This is a genomic window from Saccharopolyspora sp. NPDC050389 (assembly GCF_040655595.1).
In the GTDB taxonomy this organism is placed as follows: Bacteria; Actinomycetota; Actinomycetes; order Mycobacteriales; family Pseudonocardiaceae; genus Saccharopolyspora.
Genome location: NZ_JBFAKG010000118.1, coordinates 1 through 25,516, shown reverse-complemented (window position 1 = coordinate 25,516; position 25,516 = coordinate 1). Strand labels below are relative to the sequence as shown.

The window sequence follows — 25,516 nt, the reverse complement described above, 5'->3', positions numbered from 1 at the left end:
TGGAATCTCCATGCGCTGCGTGCAAGCGCGTGCCGGATAGCGGGCTCTTCAGTGCGTCAGTCGTCCAGGAGGTCTTCGATCGTGATCGGGATGTGGCGGACTCGGGTGCCCGTTGCGTTGTAGATGGCGTTGGCGACCGCCGCTGCCATGCCTACCGTGCCGATCTCGCCCAGGCCCTTCGCTCCGACCTCGTTGTGCAGCGTGTCCGGGTACTTGACGAAGTGGACGTCGACATCCGGGATGTCGGCGTTCACCGGGACCAGGTAGCTCGCGAAGTCGCCGTTGGCCAGCCGGCCGTTCTCCTCGATCTCCAGACCCTCGTGCAGCGCCGCCGACACACCCCAGATCATCCCGCCGATCGCCTGGCTGCGGGCCGCCTTCTCGTTGATGATCCGGCCGCAGTCGAACACGCCGAGCATCCGCGACAGGCGGGCCTCTCGCGTCCACTTGTGCACGCGGACCTCGCAGAACTGGGCGCCGAACGAGCTGAACGAGTGCTTCGTCAACTCCTCGCCGGGCGCCGAGGAACCGATCGCGGAGATCGACGAGCGGCCCACCGCCCGCAGCAGCTCGCCGAACGCCATCGCGCGGCCGTCGTCGGCCAGCACTCGCCCGTCCTCGTAGGTGACCTCCGCGCCCTCGAACGGCGCGCCCGGTGAAGACGCCAGCGCGAGCAGCGCGTCGATCGCCTCGGTGGCGGCGATCATGACGGCCGAACCCGCGCTCGCCGTGCCGGTCGAGCCGCCGGACATGCCGCCGGACGGCAACGCCGAGTCGCCCAGCCGCGGTGTGATCCGCTCCGCCGGAATCGCCAGCGATTCCGCCCCCACCAACGAGAGCACGGTCAGCAGGCCGGTGCCCGGGTCCGAGCCGCTGGTCGCGACCACGGCCGTGTCATCGGCCCGCAGGGTGATCTCGACGCTGGCCGGGAACCGCAGCGCGGGGAACATCGCGGTTGCGACGCCCATGCCCACGAGCCAGTCGCCGTCGGTGCGCCCGCGCGGCGAGCGGCCTGCCCAGCCGAACCGCTCCGCGCCGACCTGGAAGCACTCGTCGAGGTGCTTGCTGGACCACTGCAGGTCCTTGCCGGGCGGCGCGATCGAGTTGTTCCGCAGGCGCAGCTCGATCGGGTCCATGCCCAGCTCGGCCGCCAGTTCGTCGATCGCGCTCTCCAGCGCGAAGGACCCGGGCGCCTCCCCCGGCGCCCGCATGAAGGTGGTCGGCGGGATGTTCAGCGGCACGATCTTCTGGCTGACGGCCAGGTTCTGGGTGGCGTACCACTCGCGCGAGGTGCCGTGCGAGGTCGGCTCCACGAACGACCGGTCCGCCGGCGTGGTGCACCACGACTCGTGGCGCAGCGCGATCAGCGTGCCGTCGGATTCCGCGCCGAGGGAGATCTTCTGCAGCGTCGCCGGGCGGGTCGCCGTCGCGGTGAAGACCTGCTCCCGGGTGAGCGCGGCCTTGACCGGCCGACCGAGGGCTTTGGCCGCGGCCGCCGCCAAGAACGCCGGCACCGAGGTGCGGGCCTTGCCGCCGAAGGCGCCACCCACGAAGGGGTTCAGCGCGCGGACCGACGCGCGGTCCACCCCCAGCGCGGCGGCGACGTCGGTGGCCTGCAGGTCGGAGCCCTGGTTCCCGCTGTAGATGGTCAGGCCGTCGGCGTCCCACACCGCGACGGCGGAGTGCGGCTCCATGGCGGCGTGGTTCTGAGTGGCGGTGCTGTAGGTCGCCTCGACGCGGACCGGGCTCGCTCCCAGCGCGTCCTCGATGGACTCGACGCCGTCAGCGAGGACCGTGATGTCCTCATTGGACGGCGCGTCCTCGGCCGTGGCGAGGCCGTCCTGGAACGAGGTCAGGGCCGGTCGAGCCCGATAGGAGACCTCGACGAGCAGCGCTGCGTCCCGGGCCTGCTCGAAGGTCTCCGCCACCACGAAGCCGATCGGCTGGCCGTAGTAGGTGACTTCGCCGTCCTGCAGCGGAACCCACATCTCACCGAAGAGCGGGGAGCTCGGCTTGCGCAGCTCCAACGGGTCGAACGGCGTGTACACGCCGAGCACGCCGGGCGCGCTCTTCGCCGCCGTGACCTCCATGGCCTCGATTTCGCCGTGCGCGATCGTGCTGAGCACGACGTACCCGTAAACCATGCCGGGGAAGTTGTTGTCCGCCCCGTACTTCGCCTGCCCGGTGACTTTCAGCGGGCCGTCCAGCCGACTGGTCACAGACGGCTCCCTTCGGTCAGTTCGAGCAGCGCGCGGACCACGGTCCGCTTGAGCAGCGAAACCTTGAAACCGTTGCCGGACAACGGCCGAGCACCGTCGGTGGCCACGGACGCCGCGGCCTCGAAGGACTCCGGCGTCGCGGGCGCACCGCGCAGGGCCTCCTCGACCGCCGGCAACCGCCACGGCACGGTCGCCACGCCACCGACCGCCACCCGGGCGTCGGCGATGCGGGAATCCCGGACGTCCAGCGCGACGGCGGCGGAGCAGAGCGCGAATTCGTAGGACTGCCGGTCGCGCACCTTGACGTAGGTGGAGTGCGACGCCCAGTCCAGCCGCGGCACCAGGACCTCGCTGATCAGCTCGCCGGGGCGCAGATCGTTCTCCACCTCGGGCGCATTACCCGGCAGGCGGTAGAAATCGGCCAGCTTCACGGTGCGGCTTCCGGCGGCGCCGACCAGCCGGACCTCCGCGTCGAGCGCGACCAGCGCGACCGCGAGATCGCTGGCGTGCGCTGCCGCGCACGAGTCGCTGGTGCCCAGCACCGCGTGCATCCGGTTCGCCCCCGAGATCGCGGGGCATCCGCTGCCCGGTTCCCGCCGGTTGCAGGGCGTGGCGACGTCGCGGAAGTACGTGCACCGGGTGCGCTGCATCAGGTTCCCACCGATGCTGGCCATGTTGCGCAGCTGCTGGGAGGCGCTCTGCAGCAGGGCTCGGGAGATCGCCGGGTACACGTCGGGGTGCTCGGCGACGTCGCTCATCCGCTCCAGCGCGCCGATCCGCAGCCCATCGCTCGCGTCGATGCCGCGCAGCGGCAGCTCGTTGATGTCCTGAACCTGTTGCGGTGCGAGGACGTTGAGCTTCATCAGGTCGACGAGGGTGGTCCCGCCGGCCAGGAACGTGCCGGGCGAGGCGAGCGCGGCTTCGACGGTCGCGGGTGCCGTGAGTTCAAAGGGACGCATCGGCCTGCCTCGCTTGTTCGATCGCCGCGACGATGTTCGGGTAGGCCGCGCAGCGGCAGATGTTGCCGGACATGAACTCCCGGACGTCCTCGACGCCCTTTTCGACCGCGGCGACGGCCGACATGACCTGACCGGACGTGCAGAACCCGCACTGCAGGGCGTCCTGGTCGACGAACGCCCGCTGGACCGGGTGCAGCTCGTCGCCGTCGGACAGGCCCTCCACGGTCGTCACCGGTCGCTTCACGGTGGCGGCGAGGGTGAGGCAGGAGAGCACCGGCCTGCCGTCGACGTGCACGGTGCAGGCACCGCACTGGCCGCGGTCGCAGCCCTTCTTCGGGCCGGTGACGCCGAGGTTCTCCCGCAATGCGTCCAGCAGCGTCACGCCGGGATCGACGCTCAGCTGTTCGGCCCTGCCATTGACTTCGAGTGAGATGTCCACTTGATCTCTTCCCCGCCGGTCGCCCGCGCAGGACGACCGCAGCGGTGTCGCTTGTGGTGGTGGGAGCAGAACTGGGACCATCACCGAAACCGGATATTCATCCGTTTCGGCCCTCCTCGACGCTAGCGGATACTTATCCACTCTGCAAGGACGACACCGCCCCGAAGGTAGCCGCAGGTCGACGGCCGATTGTGCATTACATTCCAGGGAAGAACGCGGCAGGCAACCGGGAGGGACGATGACGACGGGCTCGGTCGGTTCCCGACGCGCGGACACTCGGCGCAACCACGAGCGCATCCTCACCGCGGCGGCGAAGTCGCTGGCCGGTTCGGGAGCGATTTCGTTCAACGCCATCGCGAAGCAGGCCGGTGTGGGCGTCGGCACGGTGTACCGGCACTTCCCCAACCCGGAGGCGCTCATCCTGGCGGTGTACCAGCGCGAGTTGCGGCACCTCGTCGAGGTCGTGCCGAGCCTGCTCCGGCAGCACTCGCCGGAGCAAGCGTTCCGGGTCTGGACGGCCGACCACCTGACGCACTACATGATGACCAAACGAGGCCTGGCCGGAGCCCTCGGCGCGGCCACGTCGTCACACGGCGAAATGTTCGCAAAAGCCCACGAGGCCATGGTCGGCGCGGTCGCCACGCTGCTGGACGCCAACGTCGAGGCCGGGACCGTCCGCGCCGACCTGGACCCGGAGACGGTCCTGCGCGGGCTCGGCGGCCTGCTCTACCTCGACCCCCGCGACGACTGGCGGGGCCCGACCGAGAAGCTCATCGACCTGCTGTGGCGGGGCATGTGCACGGGAAAGTGTCACCTCGACGACGGCGGCCGACCGGCTTGACTCGCCAAGCGCGTCGCTTCGCAGCGGCCCGCCCGATGATCGTCCTGAATGGACATGCGCACCTTCGGATTCACGCCGGTCACCCTGGCGACGAAGCTGGGCGAGAGCCTGATGCCGATCGTCGGTGCCACGATGATCGTCGGTGCCGGCGGTGGCTTCAAGCAGGTGCTCGTGGACGGTGGCGCCGGCACCGCGATCGGGAAGCTCGCCGTCGCGGCGAGCCTGTCCGCGCTGCTGCTCGGCTGGATGGTGGCGGTGCTGGGTGCGGCTGGCGACCGGGTCGGCCTCGGTGGCGCTCTGGGCAGCAGGCGTTCTTCGCCGTGCTCGGTGGTACGTCGAGTGCCTGCAGTTCACCCACACACATGGGGCACTGCCACTAGCATGACGGGGACGGCCCCCGGGTCGTCCCCGTTCACCGGTCGTCGCCCCGGCGAAAGCTGGGGAAACCTACCCAGGAAATGCTCATGTGCCGCAGCATCAAGACGCTCCGCCCGCCGTACGCCGAAGACGTCACCGAAGTGGACATCCGGGCGGCCGCGTTGCAGTACGTCCGGAAGATCTCCGGGTTCCGCAAGCCCGCCGCGCACAACGAGGCAGCCTTCGAGCAGGCGGTGGACGACATCGAGAAGGCCACCGCGAAGCTGCTGGCGTCCCTGGAGGTCCGCGGCTCCCGGTGACGGCCGCCCGTCAGGAGCCGAGCAGGGCGATGTCGGACGGGTGCTGGGCCAGCGGGGTCACCTCGATGGTCATGTACGGGAACAGCGGCAGGTTCCAGAGGATCTCGTGCAGCCGCTCGTTGTCGGCCACGTCGAAGACGCTGAGGTTCGAGTACTGCCCGACGCAGCGCCAGAGGTGCACCCACTCCCCGCCCTGCTGCAACTCCTGCGAGTACGCCTTCTCCCGCGCGAGCGTGTCGGCCTTCACCGCCGGATCCATCTCGACCGGGAGGTCGACGTCCATCTTCACCGCGAACAGCACGGTCAGTCCTTCCTGAGATTCCTCGCCCCGGTGCGGGGCACCCTCGACCAAATTACTCGGCGAGGTGGCACCCCACCCCGTTCGATTGATCACTGCCGACGGGTCATCGGGGGTCCAGGACGAAGTCGTAGGTGACCTCGTTCGCCCCGCTGGCGGGGTTGGGCAGGGGGTCCAGGACGAGCTCCGGCTTGACCGCCTGGGCGATGTCGTCGGCGACGTGGGCCCCGCCCTTGAAGTACAGCTGGGTGGTGATCAGCTGGTGGCCGGGGGCGGAGACCTTCAGGTGCAGGTGCGCGGGCCGCCAGGCGTGCCAGCCCGCGGCGGCGATCAGCTTGCCGCACGCGCCGTCGGTGGGGATCTGGTACGGCGCCGGCTGCACGGTCCGGATCTTGAACCGGCCCTGCTCGTCGGCGATCACCGTGCCGCGCAGGTTCCACTCCGGCAGGCCGGGCGCGTACTGCGAGTAGTAGCCGAGGTCGTCGGCGTGCCACATCTCGATCTTCGCCCCGGCCAGCGCCTCGCCGGACACGCTGGTGACCTGACCCTGGAACAGCAGCGGGGTGCCCGGCTCGTCCGGCCGCATCGGGAGGGTGGCCTCGGCGGGCAGCTCCGGCGAATCCGGCACGTAGTACGGGCCCTCGATGGTGCCCTTGGAGCCCTGCCGGTCCTCGTTGGCCACCTCCTCGACGACGTGCTCGATCCACACGTCCAGGAACAGCGGCCATTCGCCGTCCTGGCCGACCTGGATCAGCCACGCCTTGAGCGCGTCGTATTCCGCGTAGGTGACCTGCTGCCGCCGGATCACGTCGTGCACCGCCCGGATGACCTCCGTGGCCAACGCGTCGACCCGCTCCTTGCTGGTGGCGGCGGTCGCCTGCTTCTCCCGGAAGCGCTGGGTGGCCGCCGCGCCCGATGCGGCGGCGGTCGCGGTCTGCTCGGAGAGGTTCGTAGTCATGTCACCGATTCCTTTGCTCAACAACGTTGTCGATGCGGTTCCCGGCTCAGCCGTCCTGGCGGTAGTGCGCCAGCTTCCCGGGGTCGATGTCGATGCCGATGCCCGGCTGCGCGCGGACCTGGACGGTGCCGTCGCTGATCCGCACCGGCTCGGCGAGCAGGTCGTCGCTCATGTCCAGGAAGTTGGACAGCTCCCCGGGCCGCTGCGACGTCAGCTGGTACGCGGCGCCGAAGGCGACGCTGCACATGGTGCCGATCTGCCCGTCGATCTGGTTGCCCATCACCACTTCCACGCCCAGTCCCTCGCACTGGAACAGCACGCGCTGCGACGTGGTGAAGCCGGTGCGGGCGGTCTTGATGCTGATCGCGGTTGCCGCGCCGGCGAGCAGTTCCCGGGTCACCTCGCCCGGGCGGGTGGCGCTTTCGTCCGCCACGAACGGGATTTCGCTGTGCTGCACCAGCCAGCGCCGCCCCAGCACATCGTCGGCCGGGCAGAGCTCCTCGGCGAGGGTGAGTCCGAGGTCGGACATCTCGCGCAGGGCGCGGGCGGATTCCGACGCGGTCCAGCCGCGGTTGCCGTCGACGTAGAGCTCGACGTCGTCGCCGAGCCCGGCGCGCAGCGCCCGGCAGGCCTCGACGTCCACTGTGTACGGTTTCCGGCCGACCTTGACCTTGAAGGTGGTGATGCCGTACTCGGCCCGGATCCGCTCCGCCTCGGCGACCATCTGCTCCGGCGCGGCGAAGCCGACCATGTGCGAGACCCGCATCCGGTCCGTGTAGCCGCCGAGCAGTTCGGTCACCGGCAGCCCGAGCGACTTGCCGATGACGTCCCACAGCGCCATGTCCAGCGCCGCCTTGGCCGTCGGGTTGCCGACCGTCCGGTGCAGCCGCGCGTGGATGGCCTCCCGCCCCAGCGCCGACATGCCGACCACGTCGGGCGCGAACAGCTTGTCGATCACCGCGACGATGGATTCCTGCGTCTCGCCGTAGGTGAACGGCCGCGGCGGCGCCTCGGCGACCCCGACCACCCCGTCGTCGGTGTGCACCCGCACCAGCACGTGCTCGGCCACGTGCACCTCGCCGCTGGCGAAGCGCAGCGGCTTGCGGTACGGGATGGCGAACGGGATCGCCTCAATTCGCGTGATCTTCACGTGCTTCCTCGATGTCCTGGATGTCGTCGTGGCCGACGAACACGTCGTTGGCCGCGAGCGCGGTCAGCAGGTTGCGCAGCAGCGGCGAATCGTCCTCGGCGCGCCAGGCCAGTGCCAGTTCGACGCTTTCGGCGTCGGGCACCGGCACGAACACCACGCCTTCCAGCGGGATGGCCTGCACCGAGGCCGGGGCGAGCGCCACCCCGAGGCCGGCCGCGACCAGCGCGACCTGGATGGAGGCCTCCCCGATCTCGTGCGCGCAGTTCGGGTAGAACCCGGCCGCCAGGCAGCTGCGCACCACCGCGTCGTTGACCACCGAGCGAAGCGAGGCGGAGTACATGATGAACTGCTCCGCCCGCAGTCGCGCCATCCCGACCTCGGGTTCCCCAGCGAGCGGATGGTTCTCCGGCAGCACGAGCACCAGTGGCTCGCGGGCGATGGTGCGGTGCGCGATGCGGTCCTCACGGGTCGGCGGGCGCAGCATCCCGACGTCGATCTCGTTGCGCAGCAACGCCTTCTCCTGCGCCGGCGTGAGCAGGTCCGGGTGGATCTCCAGCTCGACCCCGGGCAGGTCGCGCTTGACGATGTGCGCCAGCCGCGGCAGCTGCCGGTAGGACGCCGACCCGGTCAGTCCGAGCCGGAGCACGCCGTGACACCCGTCCGCGAGCCGCTTCACGCGGCGCGCCGCGTCGTCGATCGACTTCAGGATGCGCAGCGCGTCGTCGTGGAAGACCGCGCCCGCAGGCGTCAGCTGCACCTGCCTGGTCGTGCGGGCGAACAGCTCGGCGCCGAGTTCGGCTTCCAGCTGCCGGATCGCTTGGGACAGCGGGGGTTGTGCCATGTTCAGCCGCTTGGCCGCCCGCCCGAAGTGGCGGGTCTCGGCCACCGCGACGAAGTAGCGCAGGTGTCGCAACTCCACTGCCGCACCTCCTCCGCCAGGCCGGGTGGCCGCGGCCACAACGTCGTTCGTCCAGGTCAGCGTAGGTCCGTCATTCAGCTCGAACAAATACTCATTCCTGATCGATTGGTATGTCGCAGATATCAATCGACCCTAGGTCGGGACTGGGGGTTTTCCCGGCGTGATCCAGGCCACGGTCGTGCCAGCGTCTTCGGCAACCCGGACACCGAAGTCCGAAGGCGGGCACCGCGGCCCGCCGAAAGGAGGCACCATGCCTGAAGCGCTGGACCGAATCCGGACCGCGCTCGCCGACGCGCTGGTCGAAGACCCCGAGCGCGGCGTGCACCGCGCCAAGCGCAGCATCTTCACCGACCCGGAGCTCTTCGAGCTGGAGATGGCGCACATCTTCGAGGGAAACTGGATCTACCTGGCGCACGAGAGCCAGATCCCCGAGGTCGGCGACTACTTCACCACGCACATCGGCCGCCAGCCCGTGGTCATCACCCGCGACAAGCAGGGGCTGCTGAACGCGCTGCTCAACGCCTGCAGCCACCGCGGAGCCATGCTCTGCCGCCGCAAGCGGGACAACCGCACCACGCTCACCTGCCCGTTCCACGGCTGGACCTTCAGCAACAACGGCAAGCTGCTGAAGGTCAAGGATCCGCGGGATGCCGGGTACCCGGAGCAGTTCAACACCGACGGCTCGCACGACCTGACCCGGGTCGCCCGGTTCGACAATTACCGCGGCTTCCTGTTCGGCAGCCTCAACCCCGACGTCAAGCCGCTCGCCGAGCACCTGGGCGAGGCGACCAAGATCATCGACATGGTGGTGGACCAGTCCCCCGAGGGGCTGGAGGTGCTGCGCGGCGCCTCCACCTACGTCTTCGACGGCAACTGGAAGCTGCAGGCCGAGAACGGCGCCGACGGCTACCACGTCTCCGCGACGCACTGGAACTACGCGGCCACGACCGCTCGCCGCACCTCCGGGGAGTCCAGCAACGACACCAAGAACATGGACGCCGGCACCTGGTCCCGGCAGAAGGGCGGGTTCTACTCCTTCGAGCACGGCCACCTGCTGCTGTGGACGGAGTGGGCCGATCCCAGCAACCGGTCGCTGAACGAGAAGCGCGACGAGCTCGTGGCGCGGTTCGGCGAGGACCGGGCGAACTGGATGATCGGCTACTCCCGGAACCTGTGCCTGTACCCGAACGTCTACCTGATGGACCAGTTCAGCTCGCAGATCCGGCACTTCCGGCCGATCTCGGTGGACAAGACCGAGGTCACCATCTACTGCATCGCGCCGAAGGGCGAGAGCGCCGAGGCCCGCGCGAACCGGATCCGCCAGTACGAGGACTTCTTCAACGCCACCGGCATGGCCACCCCGGACGACCTGGAGGAGTTCCGGGCCTGCCAGCACACCTACCGGGCCACCGCCGCCCCGTGGAACGACCTCAGCCGCGGCGCGGTGCACCAGATCGCCGGCGCCGACGAGGAGGCGACGCGGCTCGGCATCTCGCCGATCGCCAGCGGGGTGCGCACCGAGGACGAGGGCCTATACCCCATCCAGCACGGCTACTGGCTCGACACGATGCGCGCCGCCGTCGATTCCGCCGCAGCCCGAGGAAACCGGTGAGGCCCGCGATGACCACCGCGATCGAGACCGAGACCATCCGGCAGTTCCTGTACCGCGAGGCGCGCCACCTCGACGACCGGGAGTTCGAGGAGTGGCTGGAGTGCTACCACGAGGACGTCGAGTTCTGGATGCCCGCGTGGGACGACGATGACGAGCTGACCGCCGACCCGCAGACCGAGATCTCGCTGATCTACTACCCCAACCGCGGCGGCCTCGAAGACCGCGTGTTCCGGATCCGCACCGACCGGTCGGCGGCGACCAGCATCCCGGAGCCGCGCACCGGCCACAACATCACCAACGTGGAGATCGTCGAGCAGCGCGGCCGGCTGGTGGACGTGCGGTTCAACTGGTTCACCCTGTACTACCGCTACCACCACGTGGACACGTACTTCGGAACCTCGTTCTACACCATCGACTTCGGCGGCGAGCGACCGCTGATCACCAGCAAGCGGGTGGTGCTGAAGAACGATTATATCCACCACGTCGTCGACATCTACCACGTGTGAGGGGCCGGGAATGAGCTATCAAGTCGCGTTGAGCTTCGAGGACGGGGTCACCCGGTTCATCACCTGCGGTCGACATGAGACGGTGGCCGAGGCGTCCTACCGGTCGCGGATCAACATCCCGCTGGACTGCCGCGACGGCGCCTGCGGCACCTGCAAGTCGCGTTGCGTCGCCGGCGAGTACGACGGCGGCGACTACATCGAGGACGCGCTCACCGACGACGAGGCGGCGGCGGGATTCGCCTTGCCGTGCCAGATGGTGCCGCACAGCGACCTCGTGCTGGAGATCCCGGCGACCGCGGAATCCGCCAAGACGGGCGCCGCCGTGCACGCCGGCTCGATCACCGAGGTACGGCGGCTGTCGGCCAGCACGGTCGCCTTCGCCGTGGAGCTGGACGACCGCGATCAGCTGGCGTTCCTGCCCGGCCAGTACGTGAACGTGGCGGTGCCCGGGACCGGCGTGACGCGGTCGTACTCGTTCAGCACTGGGCCGGCCGAGAAGGCCGTGTCGTTCCTGGTCCGCATCACCGCCGGCGGCGCCATGTCGGGCTACCTCGCCGACCGGGCCGAGGTCGGCGACCGGGTCGAGTTCACCGGGCCGCTGGGGAGCTTCTTCCTCCGCGACCTGGTCCGCCCGGCCCTGCTGCTGGCCGGTGGCACCGGGTTGGCGCCGCTGTTGTCCATGCTGGAACGGCTCACCGACACCGAGGTCGCCCACCCCGTGCACCTGATCTACGGGGTCAGCTCCGACACCGACCTCGTGGAGCTGGACAAGCTGCGCGCCTACGCCGACGCGATCCCGCAGTTCAGCTTCGACCACTGCGTCGCCGACGAAGCGAGCACCGCCGCCCACAAGGGCTACGTGACCAGCCTGCTCACGCCGGAACGCCTGCACGGCGCCGATGTCGACGTCTACCTGTGCGGGCCGCCGCCGATGGTCGAGGCGGTGCGCGGCCACCTGCGGGAATCCGGGATCGATCCGGCGAACTTCTACACCGAGAAGTTCACCGTCGCGGCGGAGGTGGGCAGGTGAACCGCTTCGCCGGACAAGTCGTCGTCGTCACCGGCGCCGCGCAGGGCATCGGCCGGGCGGTGGCGGAGCGGTTGTTCGCCGAATCCGCCGAGGTGGTCCTGGCCGACCGGTCCGAGCTGGTCCACGAGGTGGCCGCCGGGCTGGTCTCGGGCGGCCGCAAGGCGCACGCCGTGGTCGTCGACCTGGAGCAGTTCGCCGGTGCGGAGCGGGCGGTGGCGTGCGCCCGCGAACTGCACGGCGGCATCGACGTGCTGATCAACACCGTCGGCGGCACGATCTGGGCGAAGCCGTTCGAGCACTACCCGCCGGCGCAGATCGAAGCGGAGCTGCGGCGATCGCTGCTGCCGACCCTGTGGGGCTGCCGGGCTGCGCTGCCGCACCTGGTCCGGCAGGGGCACGGCACGATCGTGAACGTTTCGTCGGTGGCCACCCGCGGCGTCAACCGGGTGCCGTACGCGGCGGCGAAGGGCGGGGTCAACGCACTGACCACCGCCCTGGCGATGGAGGCCGCGCAGCACGGGATCCGGGTGGTGGCCACGGCCCCGGGCGGGACCGATGCGCCGCCGCGCCGCATCGCGCGCGGCCCGGCCGCCGAGACCGACCAGGAGAAGCGGTGGTACCGGGAGGTCGTGGACCAGACCGTCGCGTCGTCGCCGATGCGGCGCTACGGGACGCTGGCGGAACAGGCGGCGGCGATCGCGTTCCTCGCCTCCCCCGAGGCCTCCTACATCACCGGGACGGTGCTGCCGGTCGCCGGCGGTGACCTCGGGTGAGGGCGCGCCGTCCGACTACATTGGGCAGATGACCGGGCATGCGGAACCGATCGGCCGGCAGCGGGAGCTGGCCGAGCTGGACCGGTTGCTCGCCGCCGCGCCCGGTTTCGCGGCGGTGGCAGGTCCGGCCGGGATCGGGAAGACGGCCGTCGTCGAGCACTTCCTGTCCCGGCATCCGCAGATCCGCGTGGCACGAGCGGTCGGCCTGCCCTGGGAGCAGTCGGACGCCTTCGCCGTGTTGGACCAGCTGTTGCGCGGATCCGACGCGCCTCGCGACGCGGCGGGGCTGCTCGCCTGGTGCTCCGCCGGTCCCGGCATCGTGGTCGTCGACGACGCGCAGTGGGCGGACGTCGAGTCGCTGGAGGCGCTGCTGTCGGCCTTCCGGCGCCTGACCTCGGAGCCGGTCCTCATCGTCCTGGTCGCGCGCGAACTCCCCGCTGCGGTGCGACCGGGCGCGACAGTCCGAATAGGACCATTGATGGCGGCCGAGGTGCGGACGCTGGCGATGCTGCACGCGGGACGCGACCTGAGCGCCCCGACGGCCCACCAACTCGCCACCCACACCGGCGGAAATCCCCGCCACATCAGGGATCTGCTCGACGAGCTCCCGCCGGAAACCTGGTCGCGATGGCACCCGGCACTGCCCGCGCCCCGCGCCGTCGCCGCCGACGTCACCCGGAGGCTGTACTCCTGTTCCGCCGCGACGCGGGAGTTCATCGAGGCGGCCGCGGTCCTGGGCCGCACGGTTCCGGTCGCCGCGGCCGCCGAACTGGCCGACATCAAGGACCCCATCGCCGCGCTGGACGCGGCGTGCGAAAGCGGGCTCGTCGGCACCGTTGCCGGGCACGGCCTGATGACCTTGGCGTTCCCGGATCCGCTGGTGCACGCCGCGATCTACCACGACGTGCCGCCGCTGGTGCGGTACGGGCTGCACGGCACGGCGGCGCAGCTCGCCGAGGACGAGCACGCCAAGCTGAAGCACCTGGTGGCCCAGACGCCCGCGCCGGATCCCGCGCTGGCCGACGAGCTCGACGACTTCGCCGCCCGGCAGGCCGGGCTCGGCGCGTGGTCGGTGGCCGGGCAGGCGCTGATCGACGCGAGCCGGCTCAGCCCGGCGAAGGCGGACCGCGAGCACCGGCTGGTCCGGGCGGTCGACGCGCTGGTGGGCGCCGGGGATCTCGCGCAGGCGAGCGCGTTCTCCGCGCAGATCGAGAGCTTCCCCCCGGGGCCGCTGCGCGATGCGGTGCTGGGCTACCTGGCGATCCAGCGCGGCCGGCCGGCCGAGGCCGAGCTGCTGCTGACCCGCGCGTGGGAGGCCTGCCGCCCCGGCCGCGAGCCGGAGACCGCGGCGCTGATCTGCCAGCGACGGGTGCTGCACTCGCTGAGCCGCTGGCACGGCACCGACCTGGTCGCCTGGGGGCGTCGCGCCGTGACGTTGGCCGACCCGCAGGACCCGTCGGCGGTGGAGTCCGAAGCGATCATGGGGCTGGGTCTGGCGGCGACCGGGCGGATCCGCGAGGCGCAGGACACCTACCGGGACGTGGTGGCGCGGGTGAGCCGGGGCGCGCAGTCGCAGCGGGTGCAGATGGGCAAGGGCTGGCTGGACCTGGCGCTGGACGACCCGCAGACCGCACGCCGGGAACTGGAGATCGCAGTGCCCACCGAGTACCGGATGGGCGCACTGCGGATCTCCCTGTGGGCGCAGGCGTGGTTGGCGCGCGCCGACTTCGCGCTCGGATCCTGGGACGAGGCACTGCAAACCGTCGACCGCGCGGCCGTGCAACTCGCCGAAACCGGCCTGGAACTGGTGCGGCCGCTGGTGCACTGGACGGGCGCGCAGATCCACGCGCTGCGCGGGGATCCCGACGCCGCCCAGCACCACCTGCGGCAGGCCTCGGCATCCACGCACAACTACGAGATCATGCTGATCCCGGCGTGCCTGGCCCGCGCGCACTGCGCCGAGGCCCAATCCGATTACGAAGGCGTGCTGCGCGCGCTCGAACCGGTGGCCCAGTTGTGGCCCCGGGAGGGCGTGGACGAGCCGGGTTTCTGGCCGTGGCCGGACATCTACGGCAACGCGCTGGTCATGACCAACCGGGTGGCCGAGGCGGACGAGTTCCTGCGGCCGCACGAAGCCCTGGCCGCCGAGCGCGGGCACCGGTCGGCCACGGCCCGGCTCGGCTACGTTCGCGGGCGGATTCTCGCCGCGACGGGCGACGTCGATGCCGCGCGGGAATCCTTCGAAGCAGCGCTCGCGAATCTCCGGACGCTACCGCTGCCCTACGAACGCACCCGGGTCCACTTCGCGTACGGCCAAACCCTGCGCCGGGCCGGGAAACGCAAGGAAGCCGACGTCGTCCTGCAACGAGCGCGGGACGGCTACGCGGCGCTGGGCGCCACCGCGTACGTGGTGCGCTGCGACCGCGAGCTCAAAGCGGGCGGGCTGCACCCGAAGCGCGGCGGTGTGGACCTCACCGAGCTCACCCCGCAGGAACAGGCGGTGGCCAAGCTGGTGGCGGCGGGCATGACCAACAAGCAGGTCGCCGCCGAGCTGTTCGTGTCGGTGAAGACCGTCCAGTTCCACCTGACCCGGATCTACGCGAAGCTCGGCATCCGCTCCCGCAGCGAACTCGCCGCCCGCGGCCACGCCTCGGCGGCCGATGGTTGATCAGCGCCGCTGCCTGCCGACCGGGGTGAGCCGCATGCCGTCGCGGCGGACGAAGGCCCGCTTCAGGGCGGCGACGTTCATCGACACGTCGACCTGCTCGATGCCCTCGTGCGCGCCCACCACCTCGGTGAGGAAGCGGTACAGCGCGGCCCGGTGCGGGAGCACCACGTTGGCGACCAGCTGGAAATCTCCTGTGGTGGCAACGAGGTAGCGCACTTCGCGGTGCGCGGCAAGGCTCTCGCCGACCGCGGCGAGGCTGCCGGGCGCGACGCGCAACCACAGCAGCGATTCGACCGCCAGGCCCAGCAGCGCCGGTTCGATGTCCGCGCGAATGAACACCAGCCCCCGCTTGCGCAGTGATTCCACCCGGCGCCAGGCGGTGGACGCCGAGATGTCCGCGGCGGCGGCGATCTGGTCGTTGCTGGCGCGCCCATCGACGGCCAGCAGATCCAGGATCGCCGTTTCGTCCGGCGCGAGGCGCACCGGGCCGGGCTCGAACTCGGCGGTCAGGTCCAGGTCCGGGCGCACCAGTTCGGCGGCCTGCGGTTCCGCCGGCACGTCAAGTCGCCATTCGTGCACGGAGCGGAAGTACCGCAGGATCGCGTGCGTCCGCAGCGACACGATCCCGGGGATCTTGGCCAGCCGGTCCAGCAGCGCCGAGGTCAGGTCGTCCTGCCGGATGTCGATCTCCACGAAGCAATCGGACGAACCGTGGACCACCGCCACCCAGCGCGCCTGGGGCAGCTCGGCGAGCTGACGCGCGGCGTCCCGCAGCCCGGCCGGCTCGCACTGCACCCGCAGCAGGTACGGCTCGCCCCAGCCGACGCGCTGGTAGTGCACGATGCCGACGATCGCGAGGTGCCGCTCCCGCAGCAGGCGGGTGGCCCGGCGGGCCACGGTGCGCTCGGTCTCGCCCAGCACCCGCGCGATGCGGCCCCAGGAGGCGCGCCCGTCGATCTGCAGGGCGGCGACGATGCGCCGGTCCAGCTCGTCCAGCACCGGCATGCGATCGCTCATGTGTCTGATTCTTTCAATATTCACGAATTTCTTGTCTGTTCAATTCCCATGGTGCCAGGCTCTCATTCCACTTCACCAGCACGTCACCCCTGAGGCAGGCACCATGGTCCCCCGCACCGGACTGGAGTCCCGAGAACCCACGCTGCGCCGGCATCGTCGCGACCTGGTGGCCGCCAACATCGGCAACGCCCTGGAGTGGTTCGACTGGAACGTGTACGCGATCTTCGCGCCGTTCTTCGCCGCCCAGTTCTTCCACGCCGACAACACGCTGTCGGCGCTGCTGTCCACGCTGGCCGTCTTCGCCGTCGGGTTCCTGATGCGCCCGCTGGGCGGATACCTCTTCGGGCGGCTCGCCGACCGGCGGGGGCGCAAGATCAGCCTCGCGCTGTCGATGACGCTCACGGCAGGCGGCAGCCTGCTCATCGCGGTCTCCCCCACGTACGCCGCCGTCGGCGTGCTCGCATCGGTGCTGCTGGTGGTCGCCCGGATGGCGCAGGGTCTCGCGCACGGCGGCGAGGTCGGCGCGTCCTACACCTACGTCGCCGAGATCGCGCCGCCGAGCCGCCGCGGGCTCTGGTCCAGCACCGGATACGTGAGCATCACCCTCGGCACCATCCTGGCCACCGGCACCGGCGCGCTGCTGACCACGGTGCTCAGCGGCGACCAGATGCGCTCGTGGGGCTGGCGGATCCCGTTCCTGCTGGGCGCCGTGCTCGGCGTGTACGCGATCGTGCTGCGTCGCCGCCTGACGGAATCCGCGGCGTACCAGCATAAATCCGCCGCCGCGCAGCCGCGGACGTCGCTGTTGGCGCAGCTGTGGCGGCACCGCAAGGCCGCGTTGTTGAACATCGGGTTGACCATGGGCGGCACCGTCGGCTTCTACACCTGGGTGGTGTTCGCGCCGAGCTACGCGTCGTCGGTGAAGGGCATGGACCCGTCGGCGGCGCTGATCGCCGGCGTGCTCGCCCAGTGCGTGTACCTGGTGGTACTGCCGATCGCCGGGCACCTCTCCGACCGGTTCGGGCGCAAACCGGTGTACTACGTCTTCGCGATCGGCTACGTCGTGCTGCCGTTCCCGCTGGACTGGCTGGTGCAGGGCGAGTTCTGGCAGCTGCTGCTGGCGATGAGCATCGCGCTGGCCGTGATGGCGTGCTCCAGCGCGATCATCGGCGCGATGGTCTCCGAGCTGTTCCCGACCTCGGTCCGGGCGACCGGCGTGGGCCTGCCTTACTCGATCGCGGTCGCGCTGTTCGGCGGCACCGCGCCCTACCTGAACACCTGGCTGACCGGCATCGGCTACCACTCCGTCTTCCTCGGCTACCTGGTGGCGATGTGCGCGGTGACCGTGTTGTGCCTGTGGCGCATGCCGGAAACCCGCGGCAAGGAACTCACCTGACGAAGAGGGAGCAGTAGACCACTGTGGACACCCAAGACCTGTGGACCTCGGACGCCGTGCGGCTGCGCGAGCTGCTGGTGCGCAAGGAAGTGTCGAGCCGGGAGGTGCTGGCCGCTTTCCTGGCGCGCATCGAGCAGGCCAACCCCGCTGTCAACGCGATCGTGACGACCTGCCCGGAGGAGGCCGAGCTAGCGGCCCGCCGCGCCGACGACGCCCTCGCCCGCACCGGCGAGCCACTCGGCCCGCTGCACGGGCTTCCGGTGGCGCACAAGGATCTGCTGGACACCAGGGGAATCCGCACCACCTACGGGTCGCGGGCCTTCGCCGAGCACGTGCCGCAGGCCGACTCGCTGACCGTGGAGCAGTACCGCGCGGCCGGGGCGATCATGGTCGGCAAGACGAACACGCCGGAGTTCGGCGCCGGATCCCACACCCGCAACGAGGTTTTCGGCACCACCCGCAACCCGCACGACCTGACGAGGAGCGCCGGCGGGAGCAGCGGCGGCGCGGCGGCGGCGCTGGCCGCCGGGATGCTGCCGATCGCCGACGGCTCGGACATGGGCGGCTCGCTGCGAAACCCGGCGTCGTTCTGCAACGTGGTGGGCCTGCGGCCGACCCACGGCCGGGTTCCGTCCTGGCCCGGCACCTTCCCGCAGTTCCCGTACGTCACCAACGGCGCGATGGGGCGCTCGGTGGACGACGTGGCATTGCAGATGCAGGTGCTCAACGCGGCGGACCCGCGCTGCCAGGTCGCGGTGCCGGTGACCTCCTTCGCGCTGGAGGCCGACGCGGCCGTGCCCGGCACCGTGGTAGCGGTCGACGCCGACCTGGACGGGCTGCCGGTGGATCCGGCCGTGCGGAAGGTGCTCGCCGGGGTCGCCGGGGTGCTGGCCGGGCTCGGGTGCGAGGTGCGGGAGGCGACGCCCGGTTTCGCCGGCGCCGACGATGCCTTCGAGACCTGGCGCGCCTGGTACCAGGTGCTGTCCTTCGGCGAACTCGTCGATCAGCGGCGCGAAGAGCTGGGCCCGAACATCGTCTGGAACGTCGACCAGGGGCGCGAGGTCTCCGGCGCGGACCTGGTGCGCGCCGAGCGCAACCGGATGGCGGTGGTCGAGCGGGCACGGGAGTTCATGACCCGCCACGAGCTCCTGATCTGCCCGGTGAGCCAGGTGCCACCGTTCGACGCGGAACTGCGCTACCCGGCGGCGGTCGACGGGGTGCCGAGCCGCCACTACCTCGACTGGATGCGCGCCTGCTCGCGGATCACCGTCACCGGGCTGCCCGCCGCGTCGGTGCCGTTCGGGTTCACCGACGACGGCCTGCCGGTGGGCGTGCAGGTCGTCGGCCGCCCGGGTGCCGACGCCGACGTGCTCCGCTTCGCCGGGGTTCTCCAGGAGGCCGCCACCGGCTCCCGAATCGCGCCGGTGGTGCGCAACCCGCGCTAGACCTCCGGCACTGGAACCGGCACACCGAACAGGGCGCCGCACCGGCTCTGCACCGATCAACACCCGTTCGGCGGGCATGGTTTCGCCCTATTCGTCCGTTCGCCCAGGGCTATTTGATTATGTGATCCAGCTCTCCTTGAATAGGGCGACCGATCACGAGACCTCCGACTCGGGCCGCACCACCAGGCGTGCTCGCGCAGGACAACCGCCGACGCCGTACTCGCCGAAGAGCCGGAGGTCCGGGTGCCCGCACATCGCAACTTCCTCGCCGCAGTAGCCGTTTTCGCGATCCTGGCGCTCACCGCGGGGTGCGGGGGCATCAACACCGAGGCGACCGGATCGGCCTCCGGCAGCGCCGGCAGCACCTTCCGGTTCGCCTACTCCGTCGGCCCCAGCCGCTACGACCCGCACCGCGCATCGTCCAGTTTCGACAACGCCTCTCTGTTCCCGGTCTACGACCGGCTGGTGCACCTGACCACCGACGCCGAACCGGTGCCCGGCCTGGCCACCGGCTGGCAGTACACCGACGGCGGCAAGCGGCTGGTGTTCGAGCTGCGGCCGGGCGTGCGGTTCCACGACGGCACCCCGTTCGACGCCACCGCCGCCAAGGCGAACCTGGACCGCGCCCGCACGCTGCAAGGCTCGACCGTCGCCTCCGAGGTGAAAGCGGTGGAACGGGTCGACGTGCTCGGGCCGCTGACCATCGCGCTGGCGCTCACCGCACCGGACAGCTCGCTGATCGGCGTGTTCTCCGACCGGGCCGGGATGATGGTCAGCCCGGCGGCGTTCGACGACCCGCAACTGGACCTGCGGCCGGTCGGCGCCGGGCCGTACCAGATCGTCAGCTACAGCCCGAACGACCGCGTCGTCCTGCGCCGCTTCCCCGGCTACTGGGATCCCGCCGCCCAGCGGGTCGAGACGATGGCGATCGTCATCCAGCCCGACACGACCACCCGGATGAACGCGCTGCGCGCCGGCGAGGTTGAAGCCGCGCTGCTGGCGGGCAACCAGGTCGCCGAGGCCCGGCAGTACGACCTCGGCGTCGCCGGCGACGTGACACTCGCCTTCTACCACCTGCAGCTCAACCGCACCCGCGCCGAGTTCGGCGACGTCCGGGTGCGGCGCGCGCTCAACCACGCGATCGACCGGGACGCCATCATCCACGGCGTGCTGTTCGGCAACGGCGAACCGGCCGCGCAGCCCTTCCCGCCCGGCTACTACGCGCACGACCCGGACCTGCCCGATCCATACCCGTACGACCCGCAGAAGGCGAGGCAACTGCTCGCCGAGGCCGGGCTGCCGGACGGCTTCGAGTTCGAGGCGATCGTGCCCAACACCGATCCCGGCACCGCCGTCGCCGTGCAGGAACAACTGGCCGACACCGGGGTGCGGATGAACATCCGCGAGGTTTCCTCCGGCGAGGCGGCCGACCTGTTCTACGGCAGGCAGCAGGGCGACGCGATGGTCGCGCCGTGGGGCGGGCGCGCCGACCCGATCCAGACACTCGGACTGCTCTACACCAGCAAGGGATTCTCCAACCCCGGCGGGCACACCACGCCGGAGCTGGAACAGCTGATCGGGCAGGCCCGCCGCACCATCGACCCGGCGGCGCGCACCGAGATCTTCCACCAGATCGACCGGATGGTCCTGGACCAGGCGCTGGACGTGCCGGTGGTCTTCGCCGACACCAACTACGGGCACGCGGTGCGCGTCACCGGGCTGCGCAGCTGGTTGTCCAACAAACCCGAGTTCCGCGGCGTCGGCGCGGCCGGAACGGGGAGGTGACCGGGTGCTACAGCTGGTTGTCCGCCGCCTGGCGGCGATGGTTCCGCTGCTGTTCCTCGTCTCGCTGATCGTGTTCGGCCTGGTGCTGCTGGTGCCCGGCGACCCGGCCATCACCATCGCCGGGGAGAACGCCACCCAAGCCCAGATCGAGGCGACCCGCGAACGCCTCGGGCTCAACGACTCGCTGCTGGAGCAGTACTGGCGCTGGGCGAGCCACGCCGTCCAGGGCGACCTGGGCACGTCGATGTTCAGCAACCGCAGCGTTTCCGGCGCCATCGCGGAGCGGTTCCCGGCCACCGTGTCGCTGACCGCGGTCGCCATCGTGATGGCGCTGCTGATCAGCGTGCCTGCCGCGATCGTCGCGGCCACCAACCGCGGCGGCTGGCTGGACCGGTTCGCCACGGTCGGCACCTCGGTGGGCGTGGCCATGCCCAACTTCTGGCTCGGGCTGCTGCTGGCCACCGCGCTGGCGCTGCACCTGCGGCTGCTGCCCGCCACCGGATACGTGCCGCTGGACGACGATCCGGTCTCCTGGCTCACGCACCTGCTGCTGCCCGGCTTCACGCTGGGCCTGGCGGCCGCCGCCGAACTCACCCGGCAGCTGCGGAGCTCGCTGATCGACGTGTTCGACCAGGACTACCTGCGCACCGCCCGCGCCAAGGGCCTGCGCACCACCAGCGTCATCGCCAAGCACGCGCTGAAGAACGCGGCGACGCCGGTGGTCACGGTGCTGGGCATGCGGATCTCGGTGCTGCTGGGCGGAACCGTGGTCGTCGAGCAGATCTTCGGCATCCCCGGCCTCGGCCAGCTGGCGATCACCGCCGTGCTGCAACGGGACCTGCCGATGGTGCAGGGCGTCGTCGTGGTCACCGCCGTGATGGTGATGCTGGCCAACCTGGCGGTCGACCTGTCCTACGGCTACCTCAACCCGAAGGTGCGAGCGCAGTGAGCACCGGCGAGAGAGACGGCGCCCACCGGAAAGGACGGGAGTTGACCGACACCACGCAGCGGTGGACGCGGCACGTCGCCGCGGAGACCATCGCGGACGACCTCGGCCCGCCGCAGTCGCCCAGGCAGCGGTTCTGGCGCCGCTTCCGGCGGCAGCGCCCAGCGGTGCTCGCGCTGCTGTTCCTGCTGCTGCTGACCGCGGTCGCGGTGTTCGCGCCGCTGCTGGCCCCGGCCGACCCCGACGACCAGAACCTGCGCAACGTGCTCGCCGCGCCCGGCGCCGACGGATACCTGCTGGGCACCGACCAGTTCGGCCGCGACATGCTCAGCCGGATGCTGGTGGCCAGCCGCATCTCGCTGCTCGCCGCGGTGGAAGCCGTCGGCGTCGCGGTGGTCCTCGGGGTGCCGCTCGGGCTCGTCGGCGCCTACCTCGGCGGCCGGTTCGACCGCTGGGTGGTGCGGCTGGCCGACGCGTTCATGAGCTTCCCGCCGCTGATCCTGGCGGTGGCGATCGTCGCCGCCCGCGGCCCCGGCCTGACCAACGCGATGTTCGCCGTCGGCCTGGTCACCGCGCCGCGCCTGTTGCGCCTGGTGCGCAGCTCGGTGCTGTCGGTGCGCGAGGAGACCTACATCGAGGCGGCCCGCAGCATCGGCACCCCGGCGGGCCGCATCATCCGCCGGCACGTGCTGCCAAACGTGCTGTCGCCGCTGCTGGTCCAGCTGTCGCTGGTCGCGGCGTTCGCGATGCTCGCCGAGGCGACGCTGAGCTTCCTCGGCCTGGGCGTGGTGCCGCCGCAGGCGAGCTGGGGCTCGATGTTGCAGGAGGGCGCGCGGTTCGTGTCGCTGGCGCCGCACCTGGTGATCTTCCCCGGCGTCGCCATCGCGCTGACGGTGCTGGCGTTCAACGTCCTCGGCGACGGGCTGCGCGACTCGCTGGGCCGGGAGATCAGGAGCGGTCGATGAGCGTGCTGCAGGTGTCCGACCTCGACGTCCGGTTCGCCACCGACCGCGGCTGGGTCACGGTGGTCGAGGACGTGTCGTTCTCCGTCGACGCCGGCTCCACGCTGGGCCTGGTCGGCGAATCCGGCTCCGGCAAGACCGTCACCAGCCTGGCGATGCTGGGCCTGCTTCCGCCGCGCACCAGCCAGGTGCCGCGGGGCAGCATCCGGCTCGACGGCACCGAGCTGGTCGGCATGCCGCAGAAGCGGCTGGCCGACATCCGCGGCAACGACATCGCGATGATCTTCCAGGAGCCGATGTCGTCGCTGAACCCGGCGTTCACCATCGGCGACCAGATCGCGGAAACCGTGCGGCGGCACCGCAAGGTGTCCCGCAAGGCGGCGATGGGCCGCGCCGTCGCGGCGCTGGACCAGGTCGGCATCCCGAACGCGGCGCGCCGGGCGCGCAGCTACCCGCACGAGTTCTCCGGCGGGATGCGGCAGCGGGCGATGATCGCGATGGCGATCTGCTGCGAACCGAAGGTGCTCGTCGCCGACGAGCCGACGACCGCGCTGGACGTGACGATCCAGGCCCAGATGCTCGACCTGCTGCGGCAGATGCGCGACGAGCTCGGCATGGGGATGGTGTTCATCACCCACGACCTGGGCGTGGTCGCCGACATCTGCGACCAGGTGGTGGTGATGTACGCCGGGCAGGTGGTGGCGGCCGACGACGTCGACCACCTCTTCAGCCATCCGCCGCACCCCTACGCCGAGGGCCTGCTCGCGGCCATGCCGCAGGTCGGCGGCGCGGAGCGGCTGGCCACCATCCCCGGCCAGGCGCCGACGCCGGGCGCGATGCCCGACGGCTGCCGCTTCCACCCCCGCTGCCCGTACGCCGCCGATCGCTGCACCTCCGAAGCCCCGGAACTCCGGGGTTTCGACCGGCACCGCGCCACCCGGTGCGTCCGCTCCGACGAACTCCTGCTGCGAGGCCCGGCATGACCGCACTGCTCGAAGTCGAGGACCTGTCGGTGAGCTTCCCGTTGCAGCGCGGCCTGTTCCGGCGCGGGGCGCGGCTGCGAGCGGTGGACCGGGTGTCGTTCGAGGTGGCCGCCGGGGAGATCCTCGGGCTGGTCGGCGAGTCCGGCTCCGGCAAGTCGACCACCGGCCGGGCCCTGATGCGGCTGGTCGAGCCCGACGGCGGCGCGGTCCGGCTGCGGGGCACCGAGCTGACCTCGCTCGGCGGCCGCGAGCTGCGGCGGCACCGCAGGCACATCCAGATGGTGTTCCAGGATCCCTACTCGTCGCTGGACCCGTCGATGGTGATCGCCGAGAGCGTCGGCGAACCGCTGGAGGTGCACGAAGGACTGCGCGGGAAGGCGCGCGACGAGCGGGTCCGGGACCTGCTGGTGCGGGTGGGCCTGTCGCCCCGGCACCTGGAGCGCTACCCGTACGAGTTCTCCGGCGGGCAGCGGCAGCGGCTGGCCATCGCCCGCGCGCTGGCGGTGGATCCGGATGTCGTGGTCTGCGACGAGGCGGTGTCCGCATTGGACGTTTCGACGCAGAACCAGATCATCAACCTGCTGGAGGAACTGCGCGCCGAGCTGGGCACCTCGTACCTGTTCATCTCGCACGACCTGTCGGTGGTGCGGCAACTCGCGCAGCGCGTGGCGGTGATGTACCTGGGACGGCTGGTCGAGGACGGCCCGTCGCAGCGCCTCTACTCCCACCCCGCCCACCCGTACACCGAGGCGCTGCTGTCGGCGGTTCCGGTGCCCGACCCGAAGGTGCAGCGCCGGCGCGAACGCATCGTGCTCCCCGGCGATCCGCCGGATCCGACCGATCCGCCCGGCGGCTGCACCTTCCACCCGCGCTGCCCGTACGCGATGGACATCTGCCGCTCGGTCGTCCCCGAGCCGACGCCCGTCGACGGCGGCGGCACGGTGCGCTGCCACCTGCACACCAGCGGTCCCGCGCTGGCGGGCGGTTCCGTCCTGGAACTGCGTGCCGCAGAATCGGGTGCGGTAACCGATTCTGGGAGTTGATGGGTTTGCAGACCGCGACGGCCGCGCTGAACGACGTCCAGACGCACTACCGCACCAGCGGTTCCGGCCCGGCCGTGGTGTTCGTGCACGGCCTCGCCGAAGATCACCACAGTTGGCGGCGCCAGCAGGAGGAGTTCACCGACCACCGCACCTACGCCTACGACGTGCGCGGGCACGGCGCCAGCACGATCGGCGACGCCGACGGAACCCTGGCCCAGCTGCGGGACGATCTGCTCGCCTTCCTCGCCGAGGTCTCCGGGCCTGCGGTGTGCGTTGGATTCTCCCTGGGCGGCACGGTGGTGCTCTCCGCCGCGGCGCGGCGACCGGATCTGGTCACCGGCGTCGTCGTGCTGGGTACGTCCTCGGTGGTGGGCCGGGCCGCAGCCGAGATAAACCTCCAGCGGGCCGAAGAGGTCGGCGATGCCGTGCTCGACTCGCTGCGCGCGGACACCAAGATGATGGTCGCGAACTCCACAGTGGACATCGACGAGGTGGTCGCGAGGCGCGCGGAGTCCATCGGCGACGGCCGCGGCTACGCGAACGCGGCGACGGCGATGGCGGGCCTGCGCGGAAACCCGCTGACGCCGGAGCTGGCGGCGATCAAGTGCCCGGTGACGTTGATCGGCGGCGAGAACGACGTCCTCTGCCCGCGCAAAGCGGCCGACATCCTCCTCGAAGTCCTCCCCCGGGCCACGTACCAGGAGATCCCCGGCGCAGGCCACCTGATGAACGTCGACAACCCGGAAGCCGTCACCACCGCACTGCGCAAAGCCCTGGGTGAACCGCGGAGCTAGCCGGGGCCGTGGGGGGGTTTTGGGGGGGGGGGATAGCCCCAAACAAAAAACGCGGCGCGGAGAAAAAAGACCCCCAGAAGGGGGTGGGGGGTTGTG

The 25,516-nt window shown here is 70.9% G+C and carries 23 protein-coding genes and 1 pseudogene; 16 read left to right on the top strand and 8 right to left on the bottom strand.

Annotated elements, in window-relative coordinates:
• Positions 1-56 precede the first annotated feature (56 nt).
• From AB0I53_RS43720 to AB0I53_RS43710, 3 genes are read right to left on the bottom strand one after another with little or no spacing between them, the layout of a single operon-like run.
• Positions 57-2,219 carry a xanthine dehydrogenase family protein molybdopterin-binding subunit gene (locus AB0I53_RS43720; RefSeq protein ID WP_358615495.1) on the bottom strand — a complete coding sequence of 721 codons (2,163 nt, stop codon included), beginning with the start codon at positions 2,217-2,219 and terminating at the stop codon, positions 57-59.
• Complete coding sequence (locus AB0I53_RS43715) at positions 2,216-3,178, bottom strand: xanthine dehydrogenase family protein subunit M (RefSeq protein ID WP_358615493.1); 963 nt, start codon at positions 3,176-3,178, stop codon at positions 2,216-2,218. The genes AB0I53_RS43720 and AB0I53_RS43715 overlap by 4 nt, the downstream gene beginning before the upstream one ends.
• Positions 3,165-3,617 (bottom strand): (2Fe-2S)-binding protein, encoded by a 453-nt coding sequence (locus AB0I53_RS43710; RefSeq protein WP_358615491.1) that lies wholly within the window; start codon positions 3,615-3,617, stop codon positions 3,165-3,167. The genes AB0I53_RS43715 and AB0I53_RS43710 overlap by 14 nt, the downstream gene beginning before the upstream one ends.
• Positions 3,618-3,855: 238 nt before the next feature.
• Between AB0I53_RS43710 and AB0I53_RS43705 the strand changes: the two genes are divergently transcribed.
• The 3 genes and pseudogenes from AB0I53_RS43705 to AB0I53_RS43695 all read left to right on the top strand — a co-directional run bounded on the left by AB0I53_RS43705 (position 3,856) and on the right by AB0I53_RS43695 (position 5,135).
• A complete protein-coding gene (locus AB0I53_RS43705; RefSeq protein WP_358615489.1) occupies positions 3,856-4,458 on the top strand; it encodes a TetR/AcrR family transcriptional regulator in 603 nt (200 codons plus the stop codon).
• A 48-nt stretch (positions 4,459-4,506) separates the two neighbouring features.
• Positions 4,507-4,659 (top strand): annotated as a pseudogene (locus AB0I53_RS43700) (gluconate transporter); the annotation flags it as partial.
• A 263-nt stretch (positions 4,660-4,922) separates the two neighbouring features.
• On the top strand, positions 4,923-5,135 hold the full coding sequence (locus AB0I53_RS43695) for a DUF2277 domain-containing protein (RefSeq protein ID WP_132483828.1): 213 nt from the start codon (positions 4,923-4,925) through the stop codon (positions 5,133-5,135).
• A 10-nt stretch (positions 5,136-5,145) separates the two neighbouring features.
• Here AB0I53_RS43695 and catC read toward each other — a convergent pair whose 3' ends face one another.
• From catC to AB0I53_RS43675, 4 genes are all read right to left on the bottom strand, one after another.
• A complete protein-coding gene (catC, locus tag AB0I53_RS43690) occupies positions 5,146-5,436 on the bottom strand; it encodes a muconolactone Delta-isomerase (protein WP_358615497.1) in 291 nt (96 codons plus the stop codon).
• A gap of 103 nt (positions 5,437-5,539) precedes the next feature.
• On the bottom strand, positions 5,540-6,391 hold the full coding sequence (gene catA / locus AB0I53_RS43685) for a catechol 1,2-dioxygenase (protein WP_358615487.1): 852 nt from the start codon (positions 6,389-6,391) through the stop codon (positions 5,540-5,542).
• Positions 6,392-6,437: 46 nt separating this feature from the next.
• A complete protein-coding gene (locus tag AB0I53_RS43680; protein ID WP_358615485.1) occupies positions 6,438-7,541 on the bottom strand; it encodes an enolase C-terminal domain-like protein in 1,104 nt (367 codons plus the stop codon).
• Positions 7,522-8,460, bottom strand: a complete 939-nt coding sequence (locus AB0I53_RS43675; RefSeq protein ID WP_358615483.1) for a LysR substrate-binding domain-containing protein — start codon at positions 8,458-8,460, stop codon at positions 7,522-7,524. Before AB0I53_RS43675 ends, AB0I53_RS43680 begins: the two co-directional genes overlap by 20 nt.
• 250 nt (positions 8,461-8,710) lie before the next feature.
• Here AB0I53_RS43675 and benA point away from each other — a divergent pair, with 250 nt between their 5' ends.
• From benA to AB0I53_RS43650, 5 genes are read left to right on the top strand one after another with little or no spacing between them, the layout of a single operon-like run.
• The gene (benA, locus tag AB0I53_RS43670) at positions 8,711-10,072 is read left to right on the top strand and encodes a benzoate 1,2-dioxygenase large subunit (RefSeq protein ID WP_358615481.1); all 1,362 of its coding nucleotides are present in this window, start codon (positions 8,711-8,713) and stop codon (positions 10,070-10,072) included.
• Between the two features lie 8 nt (positions 10,073-10,080).
• Positions 10,081-10,578, top strand: a complete 498-nt coding sequence (gene benB / locus AB0I53_RS43665; RefSeq protein WP_358615479.1) for a benzoate 1,2-dioxygenase small subunit — start codon at positions 10,081-10,083, stop codon at positions 10,576-10,578.
• Between the two features lie 10 nt (positions 10,579-10,588).
• On the top strand, positions 10,589-11,608 hold the full coding sequence (benC, locus tag AB0I53_RS43660) for a benzoate 1,2-dioxygenase electron transfer component BenC (RefSeq protein ID WP_358615477.1): 1,020 nt from the start codon (positions 10,589-10,591) through the stop codon (positions 11,606-11,608).
• Positions 11,605-12,381, top strand: coding sequence for a 1,6-dihydroxycyclohexa-2,4-diene-1-carboxylate dehydrogenase (locus tag AB0I53_RS43655; RefSeq protein ID WP_358615475.1), 777 nt, complete (start codon positions 11,605-11,607; stop codon positions 12,379-12,381). The genes benC and AB0I53_RS43655 overlap by 4 nt, the downstream gene beginning before the upstream one ends.
• A 28-nt stretch (positions 12,382-12,409) precedes the next feature.
• On the top strand, positions 12,410-15,049 hold the full coding sequence (locus tag AB0I53_RS43650) for a LuxR C-terminal-related transcriptional regulator (RefSeq protein ID WP_358615473.1): 2,640 nt from the start codon (positions 12,410-12,412) through the stop codon (positions 15,047-15,049).
• On the opposite strand, the gene AB0I53_RS43645 is transcribed toward AB0I53_RS43650, so the two are convergent.
• Positions 15,050-16,066: an AsnC family transcriptional regulator gene (locus AB0I53_RS43645; protein WP_358615471.1), complete on the bottom strand. Its 1,017-nt coding sequence runs from the start codon at positions 16,064-16,066 to the stop codon at positions 15,050-15,052.
• A gap of 103 nt (positions 16,067-16,169) precedes the next feature.
• Between AB0I53_RS43645 and AB0I53_RS43640 the strand changes: the two genes are divergently transcribed.
• The 8 genes from AB0I53_RS43640 to AB0I53_RS43605 all read left to right on the top strand — a co-directional run bounded on the left by AB0I53_RS43640 (position 16,170) and on the right by AB0I53_RS43605 (position 25,420).
• Complete coding sequence (locus AB0I53_RS43640; RefSeq protein ID WP_358615469.1) at positions 16,170-17,462, top strand: MFS transporter; 1,293 nt, start codon at positions 16,170-16,172, stop codon at positions 17,460-17,462.
• Positions 17,463-17,485: 23 nt separating this feature from the next.
• Complete coding sequence (locus AB0I53_RS43635; protein WP_358615467.1) at positions 17,486-18,907, top strand: amidase family protein; 1,422 nt, start codon at positions 17,486-17,488, stop codon at positions 18,905-18,907.
• Between the two features lie 243 nt (positions 18,908-19,150).
• Positions 19,151-20,692, top strand: a complete 1,542-nt coding sequence (locus AB0I53_RS43630; protein WP_358615465.1) for an ABC transporter substrate-binding protein — start codon at positions 19,151-19,153, stop codon at positions 20,690-20,692.
• Positions 20,693-20,696: 4 nt separating this feature from the next.
• Positions 20,697-21,641: an ABC transporter permease gene (locus AB0I53_RS43625; protein ID WP_358615463.1), complete on the top strand. Its 945-nt coding sequence runs from the start codon at positions 20,697-20,699 to the stop codon at positions 21,639-21,641.
• 41 nt (positions 21,642-21,682) lie between these two features.
• A complete protein-coding gene (locus AB0I53_RS43620; protein WP_358615461.1) occupies positions 21,683-22,603 on the top strand; it encodes an ABC transporter permease in 921 nt (306 codons plus the stop codon).
• Positions 22,600-23,583, top strand: a complete 984-nt coding sequence (locus AB0I53_RS43615) for an ABC transporter ATP-binding protein (RefSeq protein WP_358615459.1) — start codon at positions 22,600-22,602, stop codon at positions 23,581-23,583. Before AB0I53_RS43620 ends, AB0I53_RS43615 begins: the two co-directional genes overlap by 4 nt.
• Complete coding sequence (locus AB0I53_RS43610; RefSeq protein WP_358615457.1) at positions 23,580-24,626, top strand: oligopeptide/dipeptide ABC transporter ATP-binding protein; 1,047 nt, start codon at positions 23,580-23,582, stop codon at positions 24,624-24,626. Before AB0I53_RS43615 ends, AB0I53_RS43610 begins: the two co-directional genes overlap by 4 nt.
• On the top strand, positions 24,626-25,420 hold the full coding sequence (locus tag AB0I53_RS43605; RefSeq protein WP_358615455.1) for an alpha/beta hydrolase: 795 nt from the start codon (positions 24,626-24,628) through the stop codon (positions 25,418-25,420). The genes AB0I53_RS43610 and AB0I53_RS43605 overlap by 1 nt, the downstream gene beginning before the upstream one ends.
• Positions 25,421-25,516: the final 96 nt, after the last annotated feature.